Source organism: Bizionia sp. (assembly GCF_048259285.1).
GTDB classification, from domain to species: domain Bacteria; phylum Bacteroidota; class Bacteroidia; order Flavobacteriales; family Flavobacteriaceae; genus Algorimicrobium; species Algorimicrobium hallyeonense.
On record NZ_JBLXHU010000003.1, the window covers coordinates 76064 to 95230 of the forward strand.

The 19167-nt window shown below is 34.5% G+C and carries 16 protein-coding genes; 3 read left to right on the top strand and 13 right to left on the bottom strand.

Annotated features, from left to right (window positions below; genetic code table 11):
- Positions 1-2 precede the first annotated feature (2 nt).
- Both ACN0QX_RS02225 and ACN0QX_RS02230 read right to left on the bottom strand, forming a co-directional pair.
- Complete coding sequence (locus ACN0QX_RS02225) at positions 3-3038, bottom strand: CHAT domain-containing protein (protein WP_417195307.1); 3036 nt, start codon at positions 3036-3038, stop codon at positions 3-5.
- 105 nt (positions 3039-3143) lie between these two features.
- Positions 3144-3710, bottom strand: a complete 567-nt coding sequence (locus tag ACN0QX_RS02230) for a DUF3109 family protein (protein WP_248397447.1) — start codon at positions 3708-3710, stop codon at positions 3144-3146.
- Between the two features lie 158 nt (positions 3711-3868).
- Between ACN0QX_RS02230 and ACN0QX_RS02235 the strand changes: the two genes are divergently transcribed.
- Positions 3869-4072, top strand: coding sequence for a hypothetical protein (locus ACN0QX_RS02235; protein ID WP_248397445.1), 204 nt, complete (start codon positions 3869-3871; stop codon positions 4070-4072).
- On the top strand, positions 4072-4674 hold the full coding sequence (locus ACN0QX_RS02240; protein ID WP_417195309.1) for an FAD-dependent oxidoreductase: 603 nt from the start codon (positions 4072-4074) through the stop codon (positions 4672-4674). Before ACN0QX_RS02235 ends, ACN0QX_RS02240 begins: the two co-directional genes overlap by 1 nt.
- A gap of 62 nt (positions 4675-4736) precedes the next feature.
- On the opposite strand, the gene ACN0QX_RS02245 is transcribed toward ACN0QX_RS02240, so the two are convergent.
- The 9 genes from ACN0QX_RS02245 to ACN0QX_RS02285 all read right to left on the bottom strand — a co-directional run bounded on the left by ACN0QX_RS02245 (position 4737) and on the right by ACN0QX_RS02285 (position 14447).
- Complete coding sequence (locus tag ACN0QX_RS02245; RefSeq protein WP_248397441.1) at positions 4737-6326, bottom strand: S41 family peptidase; 1590 nt, start codon at positions 6324-6326, stop codon at positions 4737-4739.
- Positions 6323-6757, bottom strand: a complete 435-nt coding sequence (locus ACN0QX_RS02250; protein WP_248397439.1) for a deoxycytidylate deaminase — start codon at positions 6755-6757, stop codon at positions 6323-6325. The genes ACN0QX_RS02245 and ACN0QX_RS02250 overlap by 4 nt, the downstream gene beginning before the upstream one ends.
- A gap of 93 nt (positions 6758-6850) precedes the next feature.
- On the bottom strand, positions 6851-7441 hold the full coding sequence (locus tag ACN0QX_RS02255; protein ID WP_248397437.1) for a HupE/UreJ family protein: 591 nt from the start codon (positions 7439-7441) through the stop codon (positions 6851-6853).
- Between the two features lie 114 nt (positions 7442-7555).
- Positions 7556-8455, bottom strand: coding sequence for a mechanosensitive ion channel family protein (locus ACN0QX_RS02260; protein ID WP_248397435.1), 900 nt, complete (start codon positions 8453-8455; stop codon positions 7556-7558).
- Between the two features lie 131 nt (positions 8456-8586).
- The gene (gene cls / locus ACN0QX_RS02265) at positions 8587-10041 is read right to left on the bottom strand and encodes a cardiolipin synthase (protein ID WP_417195312.1); all 1455 of its coding nucleotides are present in this window, start codon (positions 10039-10041) and stop codon (positions 8587-8589) included.
- Positions 10042-10181: 140 nt separating this feature from the next.
- Positions 10182-11573 carry a flavin-containing monooxygenase gene (locus ACN0QX_RS02270; protein WP_248397431.1) on the bottom strand — a complete coding sequence of 464 codons (1392 nt, stop codon included), beginning with the start codon at positions 11571-11573 and terminating at the stop codon, positions 10182-10184.
- 331 nt (positions 11574-11904) lie between these two features.
- Entirely contained in the window at positions 11905-12807 is a 903-nt protein-coding gene (locus ACN0QX_RS02275; RefSeq protein ID WP_376858658.1) for a DMT family transporter, read from the bottom strand.
- Between the two features lie 103 nt (positions 12808-12910).
- Positions 12911-13687, bottom strand: coding sequence for a glucose 1-dehydrogenase (locus ACN0QX_RS02280; RefSeq protein WP_417195314.1), 777 nt, complete (start codon positions 13685-13687; stop codon positions 12911-12913).
- A gap of 13 nt (positions 13688-13700) precedes the next feature.
- Positions 13701-14447 carry an SDR family NAD(P)-dependent oxidoreductase gene (locus ACN0QX_RS02285; protein WP_417195316.1) on the bottom strand — a complete coding sequence of 249 codons (747 nt, stop codon included), beginning with the start codon at positions 14445-14447 and terminating at the stop codon, positions 13701-13703.
- A 254-nt stretch (positions 14448-14701) separates the two neighbouring features.
- Between ACN0QX_RS02285 and ACN0QX_RS02290 the strand changes: the two genes are divergently transcribed.
- Positions 14702-16780: an amino acid carrier protein gene (locus ACN0QX_RS02290; protein ID WP_417195317.1), complete on the top strand. Its 2079-nt coding sequence runs from the start codon at positions 14702-14704 to the stop codon at positions 16778-16780.
- Between the two features lie 48 nt (positions 16781-16828).
- Here the strand turns inward: ACN0QX_RS02290 and ACN0QX_RS02295 are convergent, their stop codons facing one another.
- Positions 16829-18568, bottom strand: coding sequence for an amidohydrolase (locus ACN0QX_RS02295; RefSeq protein WP_417195319.1), 1740 nt, complete (start codon positions 18566-18568; stop codon positions 16829-16831).
- Positions 18565-19014: a GNAT family N-acetyltransferase gene (locus tag ACN0QX_RS02300; RefSeq protein ID WP_417195321.1), complete on the bottom strand. Its 450-nt coding sequence runs from the start codon at positions 19012-19014 to the stop codon at positions 18565-18567. The genes ACN0QX_RS02295 and ACN0QX_RS02300 overlap by 4 nt, the downstream gene beginning before the upstream one ends.
- Positions 19015-19167 lie beyond the last annotated feature (153 nt).

Sequence of the window (19167 nt, forward strand, 5' to 3'; positions counted from 1 at the left end):
TATTAAGCCGCTTGCTTTTTCTGTTTTCTATAGAAGAGCACAACTAATAAAATTAGAGCGCCACCTCCTATTACATACCAAATTGTATTATTTTTCTTGTCCACGATAGGCGAAATATCTCCAGACATTACAAATCCTGCCCAATAATAAGGATGATCCAAAGACATGTTTTCATTTGCGCTTAAAAAATCTTGTTTCGCCTTTTGTAAAGCTTCAGCTTTATCATTTCCATCTTTTAAATGCTTATAAAATGAAACCATAATTTCTTTAGTAGCATCATCCGGTGCGCTCCATAAACTGGACAAAACTGATGGTACTCCTGCTGCCGTAAAGGCGGTGTTCATAGATACAATGCCTTTTCCTGTTTTAAATTCTCCAACACCTGTATTGCACGCACTTAAAACCACCATATTGGCATTTAGGTTTAAGCCATATAGTTCAGAAATATACAATTCGTAATCGGCCTTCGTATCTGAAAAAACTAAACTACTCAACTCGGAGTCCGCATCATTTAAAAAGGAATGCATAGACAGATGTAGAATAGAATAGTCGTTAGAAAGTGATTTGAAAGCTTCTTTAGAGGCATTATTATTGGTGTAAACATCACTGTTTTCAAATAATTCTGAAATGGAATTCACTTCTTTAATAGCACCATCCAAATAATAAGGCTCACCTCTTACAGCCAACTGCGTATCTGTAGGCGCAAACAGATTGTATGATGGTGCAAATAATGCAATTTTGTCATTCTCTTTATTAATTTCTACAGGCGAATCGATAAAGCTTAATGCCGAAACATAACTAATTTTAGTTTGGTTTAGCAAATAGTCATTGTTGGAAACTAAAAGCTCAAAAGGCAAATAATGCAAAATACCATCTGGAATAATATAGATGTTATTATTACTGGCCAAATCAACGTCGGTAAGTAAAATACTGTGCAAATTTGCTCCGTGTTTTTTAATTTCAATTATTGGAACATTAATATTTTTAGTTTTAGATAGCATTTTAGTGACCTCTGGTTTTATGTCCAAATAACTACCCAGGTTAGTAAATTTAATATTATTGTTATTATAAATAATTCTGAATACTTGATTGTTTACTATTTTATACTTTATTATATAACGATCTTTAAAAATCTGTTTTTGCTTTTGCGAATCCTCTGAATTTATAATTTGAGAGATATAAAAACCTTGCTCTTTTATTTGATCTTTTATAGCATCCAACTTTAAATTTTCTTCAAAAATAAGTTCACGCAAGCTATCCGATTTTTTTTCAATATTTTTCTTTTTCAGATAGGTAATATTAGACCGTAAACGCTGCTCATCATGAATGAGTTCATCCGTTTCATTCAGATTAGATTCCGCCCTGTTGGCAATAAATGTATTCAGCAAATATTTAGCTTCAATAGTTTCCGTAAAATTTAAAAATAAATCAATGTCGCTTTCTGCTAATTGGTTGTTGGATGCTTTTTCAAGAAAGTAAAAACTTATTTTATCGTAGGTCTTTTTTAGTTTTTCATTTAGAAACTCATGATGAAAATTAGATTCAAATTGTTTTAAAGCTATGAGATATAACGTATGTCTTACGGTATCATCTTTAAATGATGATTTTTCAAGATTTTCTATAAGTTCTAAAAGATACTGGATATCATTCAAAACGAGACTTGGTGTAAAATCCTGATAAGCCATTGTTTTAATATCTAAAGCTTTATTTTCTTCAGAAAACCCATGAATTAATTTATTGATATAAGTATATGCTTCGTTATTCTTCTTTTTAAAATTTAATGAGGCATGAAGAACTAATATGTCATTTTCAATGGTTGGACGTAATTTTTCTTCACCTTCAATTTCCTTTAAAAGTTTTTCTGCTTCTACATATCGCTCCTCATCAATTAAAATCTTAATTTTTTCTATTGTAAATTGATCTTCAAGCTTCTTAAAATTTATTTTTTTATGAAATTCTAAACCTTCATTGAGATAGGTCAAGGCTTTTTCATTATTTTTAAAACGGTAATATCTTGCTACGATTAAATAAGCAGTTGCTATAAAATCTGTTTCAATATCGTCCAGTGTGTTTTCTGAATTAATGGTTTTCATTTCCTGAAAAAGCGACAACATATTATCTTCCTGTCCTGTTTCACGATAAATTTTTAGTAAAGATGCCTTAAACTGCAAATCTCTTTTAAAACCTATTTTTCCTCTTCTAGATTCCTGTGCTAAAGCTGCATTATCTTTATATAGTTGAATAGCTTTTTTTAAATAATTTTCTGCTTTCTTATAATTTCCTTCAAGCTCTTCGTAATCGGATAGATTGGTATAAACACCTATAAAGTAGTCCATATTTGGTTTGTCCACACTTTTAAATGTGGCTTCAGACTTTTTAAGATATTTTAAGCGTTTGGATGGAATGTTTAAAAATTCATAGTTATAAACCATGGCCAAGTCTAAATAAATACTAGCCATATTATTGGTGTTTCTCACTTCAGGATCAATATGTTGATACAGATCTTCAGCCTTTTTTAATACCGCAACAGATGCGTTAAGCCTACCAACCACACGAGACACGACACCAGAAGTATGCAAGGTTTTCATTAAAACGACAGAGTCTATTTCTTGACATTTGTAATGATAATCTATAGATTTAGCCACGTATTTATCCGTGTCCCGCATGTTCCTCATGTAATTATGAGCAAAAATATACATGCGTCTATACGCTTGGTAAAGTCTTTCTGGTTCAGCACCAGACTCTTCTAATTCTAAAATTTGTGATTGCAGACTTTTATAGGCTTCAGATTTCAGTTCTGCGTTAGAAGTGGCAAGTTCATTTTTACTCATCTCTAACAATAAATTTAGAAATGGAACCGTATCTTTTTGCTGTGTTTTTGCTATATCAATGGCTTTTTGTCTAGGTTCAATAACATCCTTAAACTGAAAATTAAGCTGTAATGAATCTGCATTTTTGGTGTAGTCTTGCCAAGTAGTTTGGCTAAATAACGCGTGAAAGGTTAACGAGCTAATTAAGAAAAAAATTACTTTTTTCATAAGGAATAGGTCTCATTTGGGTTAAAAATATTAAACGCAATTAGTCTCTAATATAGGCGAGTCTATATTAGAGAATAGATGGACAATATAATATATTTGAGTAAGTTATGACAACTTTTCGGCTACCTTTTCTAAATCGGTATACCAGTCTTCACCAAATTTTCTTATTAACGCCTGCTTAACAAACTTATAAACAGGCACTTGTAATTCTTTACCTAGAACGCAAGCATCATCGCAAATTTCCCATTTATCATAATTTACCGCAGAAAACTCGGAATACTCTTTAATTCTAATAGGATATAAATGGCAAGAAACGGGCTTCTTCCAATCAATAGCACCTTGATTATAGGCCTCTTCAATCCCGCACAAAGCCGTTCCCTTTTTATCAAAAGTTACATAAGCGCAATCCGCACCATCAATAAGTGGTGTTTCTAATTCACCAGTTGCTGTGGTAATAAAAGTACCTTGAGCTTCAATAGCATCTATCCCAATTTGACGTAAAAAGGGTTTTACTTTTGGGTAAATATCCTCCAGGATTTGGGCTTCCGCCTTTTCAAGTGGTGCACCTGCATCACCATCTATACAACAAGCACCTTTGCACGCCGACAGGTTACAGACAAAATCTTTTTGGATAATATCCTCCGAAACTATGGTTTTTCCTAATTGAAACATGCTGCAAAAATAGAGAAACTTTCGGTTACTATAATGATGGAACTTTAGGAATAATGGTCTAATTTTGTAAAAACTATTAATTACGTCATCTTTGTTAGATTCTTTTTGGAATGTTCTTTCGAAAAAATTCAGAAACGTAAACGAAAACTATTTTTATTATGAAAATACTCACGCTTGTTCTATCCATTTTAGCCATTGTTTTAATTGGATTTAATGTGACTAAAATTAATTTTAGCGCACCTTTTGAAGGTGAAAGCATGGTGGCGTTGATTACTATTTTTGCTTCGCTTTGCGCAATTGTACTTTTACAGATTTTATCTATTTCAAAAAAAATTGATCAAAAAGCTAAAAACAATAACTAATGTTTGATGTTTTAATTATTGGTGGTGGTGCAGCTGGTATGTCCTGCGCATTAGTTCTAGGTTCAGCAAAAAAACAAGTGTTTGCGGCAGATAAACATATTGGTATTATTCTTCATCAGAAAACATCGCATTTACAAAACGCCTTATTTAATAATGTTTTAGGTGTAACACCTGGCACTACAGGCGCAGATATTTTAGTTTCCGGAAAAGAACAATTACACACCTTATATCCACATGTGGATTGTATTGAACATGAAAAAGTACAAACTATAGCCAAAACTACTGATGGTTTTTCCGTTATTACTAACAAGGCAACCTACATATCTAAACTAGTAGTTGTGGCTGTTGGATACACGAATTTACTCACTATTTCGGGTTTGGAACCATATATTAAACCGCACCCACGAGCAAAAACGGAGAAAGAACGTATTTGGTTACAAAACGATAACCATCTAATAGAAGACGGGTTATATGTGGCTGGAACGCTTGCTGGTTGGCGCAGTCAATTCGCCATAGCTTCAGGAAGTGGTGCTCATGTGGCAACGGATATTTTAACACTATGGAATTACGGAGAACACGTTAAAGTTCATGATAAAGTTTAGTGGTTAATGAGACTATGAATAATCGTAACCAAAATTGATAACTTTAACTAAAAGTTAAACGGCTATAACTTGGCATCCAATTTTAGAACCTCTTCAATCATCACATCGCTTTTATTGAGCACTTCTTCAAAAGCACCTTTGGTATAAAGTTGTGCCGCCAATGTTGCTTTAATGTACTGTTTTACCTCATCATTATAAGCTACAAAAGTTATATTGGCACTTGTTTTAGAGTTGAGATAATCTTGAAAAGCTAATACAAAATCGTCCGATACGATGAAATTATCAATAAAATCCTTACGCGAAAAATCATCATAAGCATGGCGATTTTTCTCCAATTCTTCAAACACAAAATTACTCACAAAACCACGACGTTGTAAAAAGGTTAAGGTTTCGTTTTGCATGCTTAAATCTAGTGGCACAAAAACGTCTGGAATAATGCCACCACCGCCATAAACCACTTTACCTTTTGGTGTGGTAAACTTCAAGGAATCGGCTACTTCTATTTTTTCAGGATCTAGGAATTCACCACTGCTTAAACGTTCAAAATAATCATCGTAATAATCTTTATTACCATTATTATAAGAACGTTGAATGGAGCGTCCTGTTGGTGTATAATAGCGCGACACGGTTAAACGTACCGCACTACCATCTCCTAAATTCATTTCTCGCTGCACTAGGCCTTTTCCGTACGATCTTCGGCCAACAATGGTTCCTTTATCGTTATCTTGAAGTGCGCCAGCTACTATTTCACTTGCCGATGCAGAATTTTCATCAATAAGCACATATACTTTACTGTTTTCAAAATCGCCTTTTTTGGTAGCATAACTTTCTTGAATACTTCCACGTTTATTTTTTGTGAATAAAATAAGCTTATCATCTTCTAGAAACTCATCCACTATTTGTTCGGCAATGGTTAAAAATCCACCTGGATTACCACGTAAATCCAAGACCAAATCCTGAACATCTAATTTTTTTAAATTTTCTAGTTCTTCCTTAAACTCTTTATAAGTAGACTCTGCAAAACGGTTAATTTTTATATAGCCCAATGTTTCGGTAAGCATGTAAGCCGCATCCACACTCCGAATAGGAATATGATCGCGCTTTACTGTAAAGGTCAGTAATTTTGGTTCGCCTTTTCGGTAGACTTCTAATTTAACTTTGGTATCAATTGGCCCTTTAAGCTTCTTAATTATATCTGAATTGCTTAAATCTTTACCAAAAATGGAATCGCCATCGGCGGTAATAATCCGATCGCCACCTTGAATACCCACTTTATCACTTGGGCTTCCTTCAATAGTTCGGATTACAGTAATGGTGTCATTATAGGTGTAAAAACTAATACCAATACCCACAAAATCACCTTTCATGTTTTCGGTAACCCGTTGCATATCGGCTTTTGGAATATAAACCGAGTGTGGATCTAGATTTTCTAGAATACCGTTAACAGTAATATCTACAATGCTGTCTGTATTAACATCATCTACATATTCATAATCAATATAATCAATTAGCCGATTTAGCTTTTCCTTTTTGCTATTGGAGCTAAATAAACGATCTGGTTTATCAGAAAAATTTAATTTTCCACCTATAAAAATTCCAGCCGCAATTCCTACGCCTAGTATCAGCGGTAAATATTTCTTTTTAAATGTCATTCAGCTGTTAAATCTGTAATTAATTTTAATTCTATTCCTGCTTTTTGTAAAAACTGTAAACCCGAATCATCTTTATAAGCATCCTTATAAACCACACGTGTTATACCTGCTTGATGGATTAATTTACTACATTCTTTGCATGGAGAAAGGGTAATATAAAGGGTTGCACCCATACAGGACTGTGTAGATGCAGCAACTTTTAAAATGGCGTTGGCTTCGGCATGGAGCACATACCATTTGGTATACCCTTCGTCGTCCTCGCAAAAATTTTCAAATCCGGTTGGTGTACCATTGTAACCATCGGAAATAATCATTCTATCTTTTACAATGATGGCACCAACTTGTTTGCGTTTACAATAGGATAATTTTCCCCATTCTGAAGCCATTCTTAAATACGCTTTATCATATTTAAGTTGTTTTTTCTCTTTCATAAACATACTTACTTATAACGAAGATAGTGGCTTCGTATTTTAATTACAACCTCACTATTAAAGATTTATGAAAACTTTAGGCATCAGGCGTCTTTAGGCTATTAAATCGCTATTTAAAATCATAGGAATTACCAATCCAACGACGACTGCTGAAATAACCATAACCCAGTCGCGTTTTGAAAAACGGAAAACAGTTTGCATAATATAACCCAAAAATAGCACCACAAACACAATGATTATTTGGGCCAATTCTATACCAAGAGCAAATTCTAATAAGGTAAGAAGTTTGTTATCCGATTTTCCAACCATCATTTGAAATTCTCGAGCAAAACCTAATCCGTGAACGAGTCCGAAAAAGAGGGTCGAAAAAAATAGCACACCAATTTTCTCTTTTTGGGCGCCTTTTCCTGCAGTAAACACATTAAAAAGAGCAACAATTAAAATGGTAATAGGAATTAAAAACTCTACTAATGCTCCATTAACACTCACAACACCATAGGCAGCAAGCACCAAGGATAAGGTGTGACCTAAAGTAAAAATGGTTACTAAAATGAGAACACGTTTCCAGTCTTTAAATAGGTAAGGAACTGTAAGTACAATAAGAAATAGTACATGGTCATAGGCATTAATATCTAAAACGTGATTGATGCCATATTCAACATTAAACCAGAAATTTTCAAGCATTAGTTATGTAGTTTTTAGGGTGTTTTCAAAGATACAATTTAAAATGAATTGATAAAAAACAAGACCTAAAATTACGCAAACTTTAAAACGAAAATACACCCGTTTTAACGGCGTTTATTCTTTATCCTTATTCTTATAATCAACCGTTACTGGAATACTAGTTTGCGAACCATATAATTTAATTTCAGTAATATCAGCAGGCATATTTAAACCATTTTCCATAATTACTTGTTTCACATTTCTCACAACGGTACTTTTTACTTCCAAGGCGCGTTTTCTATATTCCTTTGTTTGAGCCCAAAAGAGAATTTTTAAATTCACGGTACTTACGCCTAACGAATCGACTACCACAAAACACTCGTGTTCTCCATCCTCAAAAACACCTTCAGAATTTCTAACTGTATCTAAAATAACTTTTTTAGCCGTATCAATATCGTCTTCATAATCTATACCTACCATAAAATCTAGTCTAAAAAACCCATCTTCGGTATAGTTATAAACGGCTTTTTTTATAATATCGCTATTGGGAATATACACATCGCGACCATCAAAAGTTTTTACCTTGGTATATCTGAATTCTAACGATTTAATTTTACCAAAAATATTATCTACCATAATGGTATCATCCACATCAAAAGGACGGTTGAAGGACAAAATAATTCCGGATATAAAATTCTCGCCAACATCTTTAAAAGCAAACCCTATAATGACGGCTGATGCTCCGGCAGCTGTTAACAATCCTGTTGCTACACCTTGTAATCCAGCTACTTTTAACGCCATCATAATAACCAATGTTAAAACCGCTAATTTCACCGTTTTAGACAGGAAATTAACCATTAACGGGTCTTGTGTTTTTAATAGATAGGTTTTTTTAAAAAAACGTGAAATAATATTAGCCAGCAGAAACCCAACAATTATCATTATTATGGCCAGAATAATTTTAGGAACACCCATAATGAAAGATTCCCAATAGGCTTTCAAAGATTCTTTCATAAGCTGAATTGATTCATTCATAAGATTTCTGTTTGAGAATTAATAAGAACTAAAAATACGGTTTTACCAGTAATATATTGAACCATTTGAAAATAATACGGACGGTTACGAAGCGGTCTATAAAACTCGTATCCCCGAACCTGCTTTTAAAATTATAAAAATGGTGATAACAAACGCACCATTTTCTCCCACAAATGAATATATTTTGGTCTATCTAACCAAGCTTGTGCATCCATTAATTCAGAATCTTTTAAATCATTTTCAAAAGCTTCTGTAAGTTGTACCGCTATATTTTTGCTATAAATCATGGCATTGACTTCAAAATTAAGATCAAAACTTCTATAATCCATATTGGCCGATCCTACGATGGCCAAATCATCATCTACAACCATTGTTTTTGCATGCACAAACCCTTTATTATACTTGTAAATTTTTGCACCAACTTGCAACAGCTCTGTATAATAAGCACTTGCGGCGGCATTTACCATTCTAGAATCTGAAACACCTGGGATGATGATTTTAACATCTAATCCGCCTTGAACGGCAATAAGTAACGCATCCATTAAACTTTGGTCTGGAATAAAATACGGACTTGTAATATAAATGCATTTTTTGGCAGAACTAATGGCTTCTAAAAGGGAATAAAAAATAACAGGCTGTAAACTATCTGGACCGGAAGCGGCAATCTGAACCACTTCGTTAGAGATGACTTCTTGTTGGGTGCTATCTATAAAATAGGACTCAGAATACTCAAATGGCGTTGTGCTACAAAAGTTCCAATCACCCATAAATAAATACTGTAAATAGGCCGTGGCTTGACCTTTGATTACGACATGCGTATCTCTCCAAAATAAATGATTTTTAGTACTTAAATCATTTCGGTACTTATCGCTCATATTAATACCACCTACAAAACCAACAACTCCATCAATAACAACAATTTTTCTATGATTTCTGTAATTGATTCGGTTTGCAAATGCATACCATTTTATTTTATAGAATGGTGCCGTTTGCACGCCACCATCTTGTAGTTTTTTTATGAATGACCGCCCTAAACCATGACTTCCAAAATCATCATACATAAAACGAACTTCAACGCCTTGACTGGCTTTTTTTATAAGCATATCGGCAATTTGATTGCCTGTAATATCATCTTCATAAATATAGTATTCTATATGAATGTGCGCTGTTGCTTTATCCAGTTCTTTTAATAATTCTGGAAATTTTTCATCGCCATTTATTAAGAGTTTTACGTCGTTATTTGCGGTTAATGGGCTACTTCCTGCACGACGAATAAACTCAATCAACGTTTCACTTTTTCTTGCAATTAATCCAGAATTACTTATAGCTTCAGAATAGGTGTTCATCCTATTTCTAATGCGTTCTCGCAGCGGTTCGTCTTCCACTATTTTTTTTGAATAGAGTTTTCGTTTTCTGTAGTTTGTTCCCACAGAAAAGTAAAAAATCATACCCAAGAATGGTACAAATACAATGAATAATATATAGGATAAAGCTTTGGTACTACTACGTGTATCGTACAATACTCTAGAAATAACTAAAATAACTATAATGATATAAGCAATTTCTCCAAGTAAAATCCAATTCATATAACAGGTGTTTATGATGCTGTTAAATTAACAAAAAAATAGGCCTTATGCCCATTTGGATAAAGAAAAAAGACCTTACACTAGTATAAAGTTGCAAGGTCTAATTCTTAAAAATATATGCGACTATGGATTTTTAAAGCCTAAATATGTTCTTTTTCAAACGTTTCCTCCAGGGCTTCTTCACTTTGCTCTTGAAACAAATACCGTTCTTTACTATCATCTAATTCATCCATCCATTCGGTATGATGGGTTTCTGCCATCGTACCAGTAACAACGCTTTGGAAAGTTTTATCTCTGTAGGTCAAAATATTTTCATCTTTATCCTGTAGCCATTCTTTAAACATTTCCGCTACTTTTTCTACATTAAAATCCGGATAATCCGATAGGCTTAATAAGTCTTTAATATATGCGGTTTGAAAATCAACATGATCAAAACTCGATTTTAATTTTTCGTTTTCAATTAACCATTTATTTATATCCAAACGGCGTTCAGCTTTTGATGGTAATTTATAACGATCCATCATAAAATCTCGTGCTACCCAAGCTTGAGTATCAAACATATTGAAGGTGTAGTATTGATCTTGCATTCCTAAATAAATCATGTTAGGCACATCATTAAAGAAAACACCTTTATACAAATGATCTGGGTAAAGATTATTTTTTGTCTTCAAGCGTAATTCATCCGGAAGAAATGGGAATTTATGCTGATAGCCTGTACACATAATTACGGCATCAAAACTTTTGGACGTTCCATCTTTAAAATAAGCCGTATTGCCTTCAAAATATTTCAATAAAGGCACTTCTTCAATTCCTTCGGGCCAATTTACACCAATAGGATTACTTCTATAACTTAAAGTTACTGATTTTGCACCGTGTTTATGGCATTGTACACCAATGTCTTCGGCAGAATAACTACTCCCAATTATTAATAAATCTTGATCTTTATATGGATCGGCACCTCTAAAATCGTGGGCGTGTAATACTTGACCAGGGAATTGTTCTATGCCTTCAAAATAGGGCATATTTGGTGTTGAAAAATGACCAGATGCTACAACCAGATAATCAAACTCTTCTGAATAGGTTTTATCAATTTTTAAATTATCTAAAACAACTTTGAATTTTTTAGTGTCTTCATCATAACTTACCCATCGTACCGTAGTATTAAACCGAATATAATCGCGAACATTATTCTTTTTTATTCTGCCTTGAATATAATCGAATAACACCGGTCTTGGTGGATATGAAGAAATAGGTTTCTTAAAATGCTCATCGAAAGAATAATCTGAAAACTCCAAGCATTCTTTCGGACCATTGGACCATAAATATTTATACATACTCCCATGAGCAGGTTCACCATACTTACCAACACCTGTTCGCCAGGAGTAATTCCACATACCACCCCAGTTACTTTGCTTTTCGAAGCACACAACTTCTGGAACTTCTAAACCTTGTTTTTTTGCAGCTTCAAAAGCCCTTAACTGTGCTAATCCACTGGGACCAGCACCAATAATTCCTACGCGTTTTTTATTCATAATATAGCATTAATTTATAATTGCGCATCCATCTAAAAAATTAGATTGAGCGCAAATAGTTATTATTTAAAATTTATTAAAATGCTGCGTTTTTGCAGCGGGGGAAGCAATAAACACGCAATAATTAGAAACGTAATTTCTAATTTAGGACTGCTATTGGTGTTATTTTTCCGAAGCAAATAATATAAGGATTTTAAGTGAGGATATCTAATATTTACACCATTTAATCAGGTAAATTAATGCGTTTCCTTAATATCCCTTAAAGTTAATTATTGAATAACACATCGTCTGAATCCGTAGGTTCCATTTCATAAAATGAAGAACAATAAACCTACGTTCTTGGCACTAGTTTAGGATTTACTTTCTTCTCACGTATGAGATAAATACCAATTAAAATCAAAATACCGCCAAAGACGTACCAAATGGTGAATTTTTCGCCATCAATAATTCCCCAAATCACGGCAACAACAGGCAACAAATAACTTGCTGTACTTGCGAAAACTGCAGATGTGTTTTGAATTAATTTATAATACAGTAACATGGCAATTGCTGTTCCAAAAATGGTTAGAAACCCTAAATAACCTAGTGGTTCTACATATTCTGGTTTCATTTCAAAATTTTGAATAAACCCTGTAAAATACAATATAACCATAGCCGGAATAGCCCAGATAGTATAAACAGCAGCTGTTAACTCTACTGCTTTTACTTCTGAAGTCCGCTCTGTAATTACAACGGCGTTTATGCCATAAGAAGCGCCTGCTAAAACAATGAGCATTGTATATCCAAATTGCGAACCTTCTGTATTTGCATCTGAAAAATATATTAAACTTGCGGCCCCTAAAAAACCAATAACGGCGCCAATTACTTGTGACATTTTACTTTTTATTCCGAACAGTAAAAATCCAAATATTAGAACAAAAACAGGCACTAAAGAGTCCAATATTCCCGCCAATGAGCTGCTTACTTGGGTTTGCGCTATTGGAAACAGAAACATAGGTAAGAAATTACCAAAAAAACCAACTATAGCCACCCAAAGCAATGTTTTTTTAGTCATCTTTTTAATTGCAGGGATCCCAATAATTGCTAATAATATACCAGAACCAACAATTCTAATAGCTCCAATCTCATAAGGTGTAAATGCCACAAGTGATTTCTTTATAAGCATAAATGAACTTCCCCAAGTTAATGTGATGACTAATAATAAAACCCAACGATTATTGAAAAATTTTCCCATATTAAAAAATTAAAGCAGCCATTAAAAACAACTGCTTTTTTAAAACCTCTAGCATACCAAATTAAACATTTTATTGCATGTTTTAATTGGTGTTATTTTAATTCTACTCTAATGTTTGTTCGCCACCTCCATTTACAAAAATGGTTTGTCCACTCACCCATTCTGATATAGGTGAAGCGAAATATAACATAGCTCCCGCAATGTCCTCGGCAGTTCCTAAACGCTTAATTGGTGTGTGCTTTAACATGGTTTGTTCAATTTCAGGTGTTAAAACACTTTCTAAAGCAGCTGTTCTTGTAGCTCCAGGACCAACAGCATTAATGCGTACTTCTGGACCAAAATCGTGTGCTAAATTGGCAACGGTATGATTTACAGCTGCTTTTGAACCGCCATAGCCACTCATATTAGGACTTTTGTTGATACTAGACATAGATGTTGTAAAAACAATAGAACCATAACCTTCTTTTTTCATATGTGGCACAGCCAATTGACATAATCGCCAGCCACTAAACACGTTCAATTCATAATCGCGTTTAATTTCATCTACCGAAATTTTAAAAGGATTTTCGCGTCCACCGCCACCTCCTCCAGCGTTATTAATTAAAATGTGGATTCCACCTAATTCTTTTACGGTTGTGTCTACCAAATTTACCAAATCTGCATCTTTTAACACGTTACATTCTACAGCAATAGCCCTTACACCTAATGCTTCAATTTCTTTTGCTGTATTCTTCGCTTCTTCTAAATTAAAATCGCCAATCGAAATATTAGCACCATGTTTTGCCAGTAATTTAGCAGTAGCTTTTCCTATGCCATTTGCACCACCAGTTATAATAGCTGTTTTCCCTTTTAAGTTGAATAAGTCTGATGTATTCATCATTGTTTTGTTTCTATTATCTTAATTTGATATCTCCCCCATCTGCCATTAGTGTTTGCCCTGTCATATACTGACTATCTTCACTTAATAAAAAGGCGACAATGGGTGCCACATCTTTTTGTGGATCTCCAAAACGGCCCATAGGGTTTTTACTGATGATTTCTTCATATTGCTCTGGAAAATTTTCTTTCCAATGTTTTACACCATCCGTAAATGCTAACGGACAAACAATATTTACACGAATACCATCTTCCGCCCATTCATTAGCTGCTACACGAGATAATCCACGAATAGCTTCTTTAGCTGCCGCATAACTTCCTTGATTTTTCTGGCCTAATAAGCCTGCTCCAGAACCAAAATTAACAATAGACCCTCCGGTTTTTTTGAGCTCGGGATAAGCCGCCTTCATGAAGTTTAAGGTTCCTTTTAAACCTGTGTTCATCGATAAATTCCAATCATCTTCTGTTAAATCCAATATTGGTTTTTGGCGAGATGCATGTGCATTATTTACCAAACTTGTTAGTTTACCAAATTTAGAAAGCGCTAATGCAACGGCTTCCATTGCAACCGTTTCCTTCGAAATATCACCTTTTAAAAACGCAATTTGTTCCGGATTTGAGGCTACTTTTTGCATGCCGGCGTCTTCATTTAAATCTACAGCAACTACGCACGCGCCTCTTTCTGTTAATTCGGTTGTCATAGCGCCACCAATTCCTGCTGCACCTCCTGTTACAATAATTACTTTATCTTTTAAATTTTTCATAATATTCTAATTTATGATAATTCCAAAGATAACGATTACAGCTGCTAAAATTAATTTAACTCGTTAATATTAAGCATATTTTAACAGCTAAATACACCAATTTAGGCGCATTAATACAATAAGATTTACAAGTAATTTATGATGATAAATTATTTAACTATATATCAATAGTCACAAAAAAATTAAGGAAATAGTTTGGGAGAGCTTCGTGTTATCCCTAAATTGTATTTTTCCAGATAAAACTATAAAGATCAATGTTTAAATCACTACTCCTTCTTTTTACTTCATTTTTTCTTATTTCGAGTCTAAATGCTCAAAATGACCTTAATGAAATAATAATTAGTGTTGAATTAAACAATCCATCTTCAGAAATAAACAACGGAACGGCTCAACTAATCGTTAAAGGTGGCAAACCGCCTTACCAATACAAGTGGAGTAATCAAAATACATCTTTAAATTCCAATAGCGCAATTGGTTTAATTGAAGGCATGACGCACTCGGTAATGGTTACAGATGCTAACGGTATGTCGACTTCAAAATCTTTCAAAATACCTGCTGAATCTATTACTGAAATTTTTAATAGTAATGTACAACCTGCGGTAGATTTTCTTGGTGCCATATTATTTTGGGATCCCTTCGCTTCCTTCGGAATATACGATCCCGTGGTTTATATTTCAAAAGACGATATTGGACTCCCACATATAAAAAACACCAATCAAGACTATTTTTTAAAAGAATGGTTAGTTCCTGATGGAGCTACGGTGCAACAGAATCAGGAAATTGCAATCCTTGAAATTAATGGCAACGAAACAGTTGTACGTGCCAATTTTGGCGGAAACCTTAAACATCTCGTCAATAAAAACGCACACATTTCCATAAGTAGCAAACCAACTTCTACTGATGAGCCTTTAATAGGAACAATTCAATTTAAAAATCCACAACCTTTGTTACACCCCAATGGTGATGTAGTTGAAAACACCATTCCGTTTATTGTTATTTGGCTTATGATGGGAAGTGTTTTTTTCACCATACGCTTAAAATTCATCAATATTCGAGGTTTTCGCCATTCTTTAGGATTGGCTAGCGGTAAATATGACGATCCTAATGCGCCGGGAAGTATTACACATTTTCAAGCTATGGCAACTGCCGTATCTGCAACCGTGGGACTAGGCAATATTGCTGGCGTAGCAGTTGCTATTTCTTTGGGTGGAGCTGGCGCAACATTTTGGATGTTTATGGCTGGTTTTTTTGGAATGTCCTTAAAATTTGCAGAATGTAGTATGGGTGTAAAATACCGTTTTATTGATTCGGAAGGTAGAATTTTTGGAGGACCGATGAACTATTTACGCTATGGTCTTGAAAAGCGTAAGTTTAAAAAACTAGGTAAATTTCTAGCAGGACTTTTTGCGTTTTTGGGTGTTGGTGCTTCTTTTGGTGGTGGAAATATGCTCCAATCTAATCAAGCATTTAAAATAATGTCCGAGCAGGTACCCATTCTTCAAGGTCAAGGTTTTTTATTTGGTATTGGTTTTGCTGTGCTTGTTGGTATTGTAATTATTGGCGGAATAAAGAGTATTGCTAAATTCACAGGAAAAGTTGTACCATTTATGGCCATGCTATATATTATTGGTTGCTTGGTGGTAATAGGCAACAACATCGATAATATAGGCGGAGCTTTTATGGCAATTTATGATGGTGCTTTTTCTGCCGATGCCCTAAAAGGTGGTTTTATAGGCGTACTAATTGTTGGATTACAACGTGCTGCATTTTCCAATGAAGCAGGTGTTGGATCTGCGGCAATAGCCCACAGTGCATCCAAAACCAATAATCCGATTGCGGATGGTTTTGCTTCTTTAGTTGAACCTTTAATTGATACGATGTTGGTTTGTACCATGACTGCTTTGGTTCTAATATTTACAGGTATTCATAAAGATGGTGGAGGAATGGGAGGTGTAGAATTGACGTCTGCTGCTTTTGGAAGCGTGGTATCTTGGTTTCCTATGGTTTTAGCTATTGCTGTATTTTTATTCGCATTCTCAACCATGGTGTCTTGGTCTTATTACGGCATGCGTTCATGGACTTACCTCTTTGGGCGAAGCAAAAAAGGAGAATTACTCTATAAATTTATGTATTTAGGCTTTGTGGTTTTAGGAGCTTCTGTAAGCCTTGGTGCCGTATTGAGTTTTGCTGATATGATGATTTTAGCCATGTCGTTTCCAAATATTGCTGGATTATACATTCTAGCACCCGAAATATATGCCGATATGAATGTTTATTTAGATAAACTTAAAAAAGGAAAACTCTACATAGCAGAAAAGTTCGTTAAGGCGTAACGGCACAACCCTTAACTATTTATTTATGTATGAACGTTTAATAAAAAATCAGTTTTTAAAACTATAGGTATATATCGTTTTACCTTCCTTAATGGTTTCTAACACGTGAATATCTTTAATTTCTATTGGCTCTACTTTTAGCGGGTTCTTGTCCAAAATGACAAAATCTGCTAATTTTCCTTCAGTTAAAGTGCCTTTTAAATTCTCATCAAAAAGCTCATAAGCTGCATTGGCCGTTATTGCTTTTAGGGCTTGATACGGTGTTGTTCTTTCATTTTTGCCAATGACCACGCCGGATCTTGACACGCGATTTACCGCTGTCCAAATTGTAAAAATAGGATTGATTGGTGTTACGGTAGCATCCGAATGATTGGTAGGTTTTAAACCTAAACGCGCTGCACTTACCATAGGGCTTAAAAATTCCGCTCTTTCTTTTCCTAAATTCTCGACGTGAATATCTCCCCAAAAATATGCATGATTGGTAAAAAATGAGGGCTCCATTTTATATTTCACAAAGGTTTCTAATTGATCTGGTCTTGCAAATTGTGCGTGAATAATAATGGTTCTTCGGTCGTAATCTAAAGGCTGATTTAATGTTTTGCACGCATTTTCATGTGCTTCAATAATCATATCAACAGTGGCATCGCCATTACAATGCACAAATAATTGGTTATCCGTCTCATAAGCCATTACAAATAAATCGTTTATGGCGGCTTGTGTTAAACTTGGCAAACCTCTGCAATCGTGAGCGCATCCTGGCACTTCAGTTAAAAAAGGCTTGGTGAAAAATGCTGTTTTTCCTTGTGGCGAACCATCGGCAACTATTTTTGTGCCTTGTACCTTAAATCTGTTTTTGTAGGTTTTAAACTCCAGTGTTGAGTCTTTTAAATTAGATGCTAATTCCGCATAACCCGCTAAAGAAATTAAATCGATTTTAAATTTCCCAGCATCTGCTTGACTCTGAAAGAAACGAATGGTATTTCTGTCCGTCATACCATCATGCGCCGTAGTAATACCGTTTGAGGCATAATAGTCTTGAGTGGTATTAAAAAACTCTTCTTGCTTAGAGGCTAGATTTTCAAGCAACAACCTTACAAAAGGATACATGGCTGTTTCTTGAACTAGGCCCGTTGGTTCATTAGAATTTGGAAATCGTGCAATGGTACCACCTTCCGGGCTTTTAGTCTTTGCCGAGACTTCTAATTTTTCTAGTCCTAACGAATTTGCAACGCCCATGTGGCCGCTTGTATGCTGCAAATACACTGGATTATTTGGTAAGACTTTATCGATGTCGTTTTTAGTAGGATGTCGTTTTTCTGCTAACTGACCATCGTCGTAACCCCAACCATAAATCCATTGGCCATCGGGAATGTTTTTATCTTCTTTATACTGTTTTAATTTTTTTAAAATATCATCAATATTAGTGATGTCTCCAACTGGTTCTGGATTCAAACCTACTTGTCCCATAGTGTTAGAAACCATCCCGAAATGACTGTGCGGATCTATAAAACCAGGCAATAAAGTTTTGCCGTTAAGATCAATTTTTGTTGATCCGGGAAAGTGTGATTCGGCTTCGGTTCTCCTACCAACGAAAACAATTTCACCATTTTTCTCAACGACAGCCTCGACATATTCCGGTTGTTCAGAATCCATTGTTAAAATATCACCATTGAAAAATAGTTGCGACGTTTCAATTTCGGCATCCATTTTACCCGTTGTTTTTTCATGTTTGTTACAACTGAAAAAAGCACATAATGCAACTATGGTAAGTCCTATTTTTTTCATCATTGATTGGTTTTTAAGGTCATAATAATTCGGTCTTCATTATCTAAAAAATAGTTATCTAAAACAACATCACCTTCAAAGCCTAAATGCTTGTAAATTTTTATGGCTGCTTCATTATCTGGATAGACCGTTAAGGCAATTTCTTTCGCATTTGCCGTTTTTAAAACCTCAACTAATTGCTCCGTTAGTTGTTTTCCCAACCCTTTACCGCGCCCATCTTGATGAACACCTAAAGACAAGACCCAACCTTGCATATTCTCTGTATTTAATCCACCTAGAACATAACCCAAAATGCTGTTGTCTTCTTTGGCGACTAGAAAATAGTGACCAGAAATATCAAATAATTGGCGAATTACAAAAGCTGGATAACTATCCGTATCAAAAACATGCTGCTCAATGGCAATAATAGATTCCAAGTCTTGTAATTGTGCTCTTTGTATCGTAATCATAACATGTTTTTTGTTTGTAATTTAATTAAATATCCACTTCCAACCATAAAATGGAAATCTGTTTTTAGTCTAAATTGAATGCTGCTTGATTGTTATTAGAACGCTAAAATATAGAAGCCTGTTGATTTAAATAAAATACAAACACGTTTGGTA

Coding starts and splice junctions, on each gene's coding strand:
- ACN0QX_RS02225 (WP_417195307.1), bottom strand. CDS start 3,038: ATGAAAAAAGTAATTTTTTTCTTAATTAGCTCGTTAACCTTTCACGCG.
- ACN0QX_RS02230 (WP_248397447.1), bottom strand. CDS start 3,710: ATGTTTCAATTAGGAAAAACCATAGTTTCGGAGGATATTATCCAAAAA.
- ACN0QX_RS02235 (WP_248397445.1), top strand. CDS start 3,869: ATGAAAATACTCACGCTTGTTCTATCCATTTTAGCCATTGTTTTAATT.
- ACN0QX_RS02240 (WP_417195309.1), top strand. CDS start 4,072: ATGTTTGATGTTTTAATTATTGGTGGTGGTGCAGCTGGTATGTCCTGC.
- ACN0QX_RS02245 (WP_248397441.1), bottom strand. CDS start 6,326: ATGACATTTAAAAAGAAATATTTACCGCTGATACTAGGCGTAGGAATT.
- ACN0QX_RS02250 (WP_248397439.1), bottom strand. CDS start 6,757: ATGAAAGAGAAAAAACAACTTAAATATGATAAAGCGTATTTAAGAATG.
- ACN0QX_RS02255 (WP_248397437.1), bottom strand. CDS start 7,441: ATGCTTGAAAATTTCTGGTTTAATGTTGAATATGGCATCAATCACGTT.
- ACN0QX_RS02260 (WP_248397435.1), bottom strand. CDS start 8,455: ATGAATGAATCAATTCAGCTTATGAAAGAATCTTTGAAAGCCTATTGG.
- cls (WP_417195312.1), bottom strand. CDS start 10,041: ATGAATTGGATTTTACTTGGAGAAATTGCTTATATCATTATAGTTATT.
- ACN0QX_RS02270 (WP_248397431.1), bottom strand. CDS start 11,573: ATGAATAAAAAACGCGTAGGAATTATTGGTGCTGGTCCCAGTGGATTA.
- ACN0QX_RS02275 (WP_376858658.1), bottom strand. CDS start 12,807: ATGGGAAAATTTTTCAATAATCGTTGGGTTTTATTATTAGTCATCACA.
- ACN0QX_RS02280 (WP_417195314.1), bottom strand. CDS start 13,687: ATGATGAATACATCAGACTTATTCAACTTAAAAGGGAAAACAGCTATT.
- ACN0QX_RS02285 (WP_417195316.1), bottom strand. CDS start 14,447: ATGAAAAATTTAAAAGATAAAGTAATTATTGTAACAGGAGGTGCAGCA.
- ACN0QX_RS02290 (WP_417195317.1), top strand. CDS start 14,702: ATGTTTAAATCACTACTCCTTCTTTTTACTTCATTTTTTCTTATTTCG.
- ACN0QX_RS02295 (WP_417195319.1), bottom strand. CDS start 18,568: ATGATGAAAAAAATAGGACTTACCATAGTTGCATTATGTGCTTTTTTC.
- ACN0QX_RS02300 (WP_417195321.1), bottom strand. CDS start 19,014: ATGATTACGATACAAAGAGCACAATTACAAGACTTGGAATCTATTATT.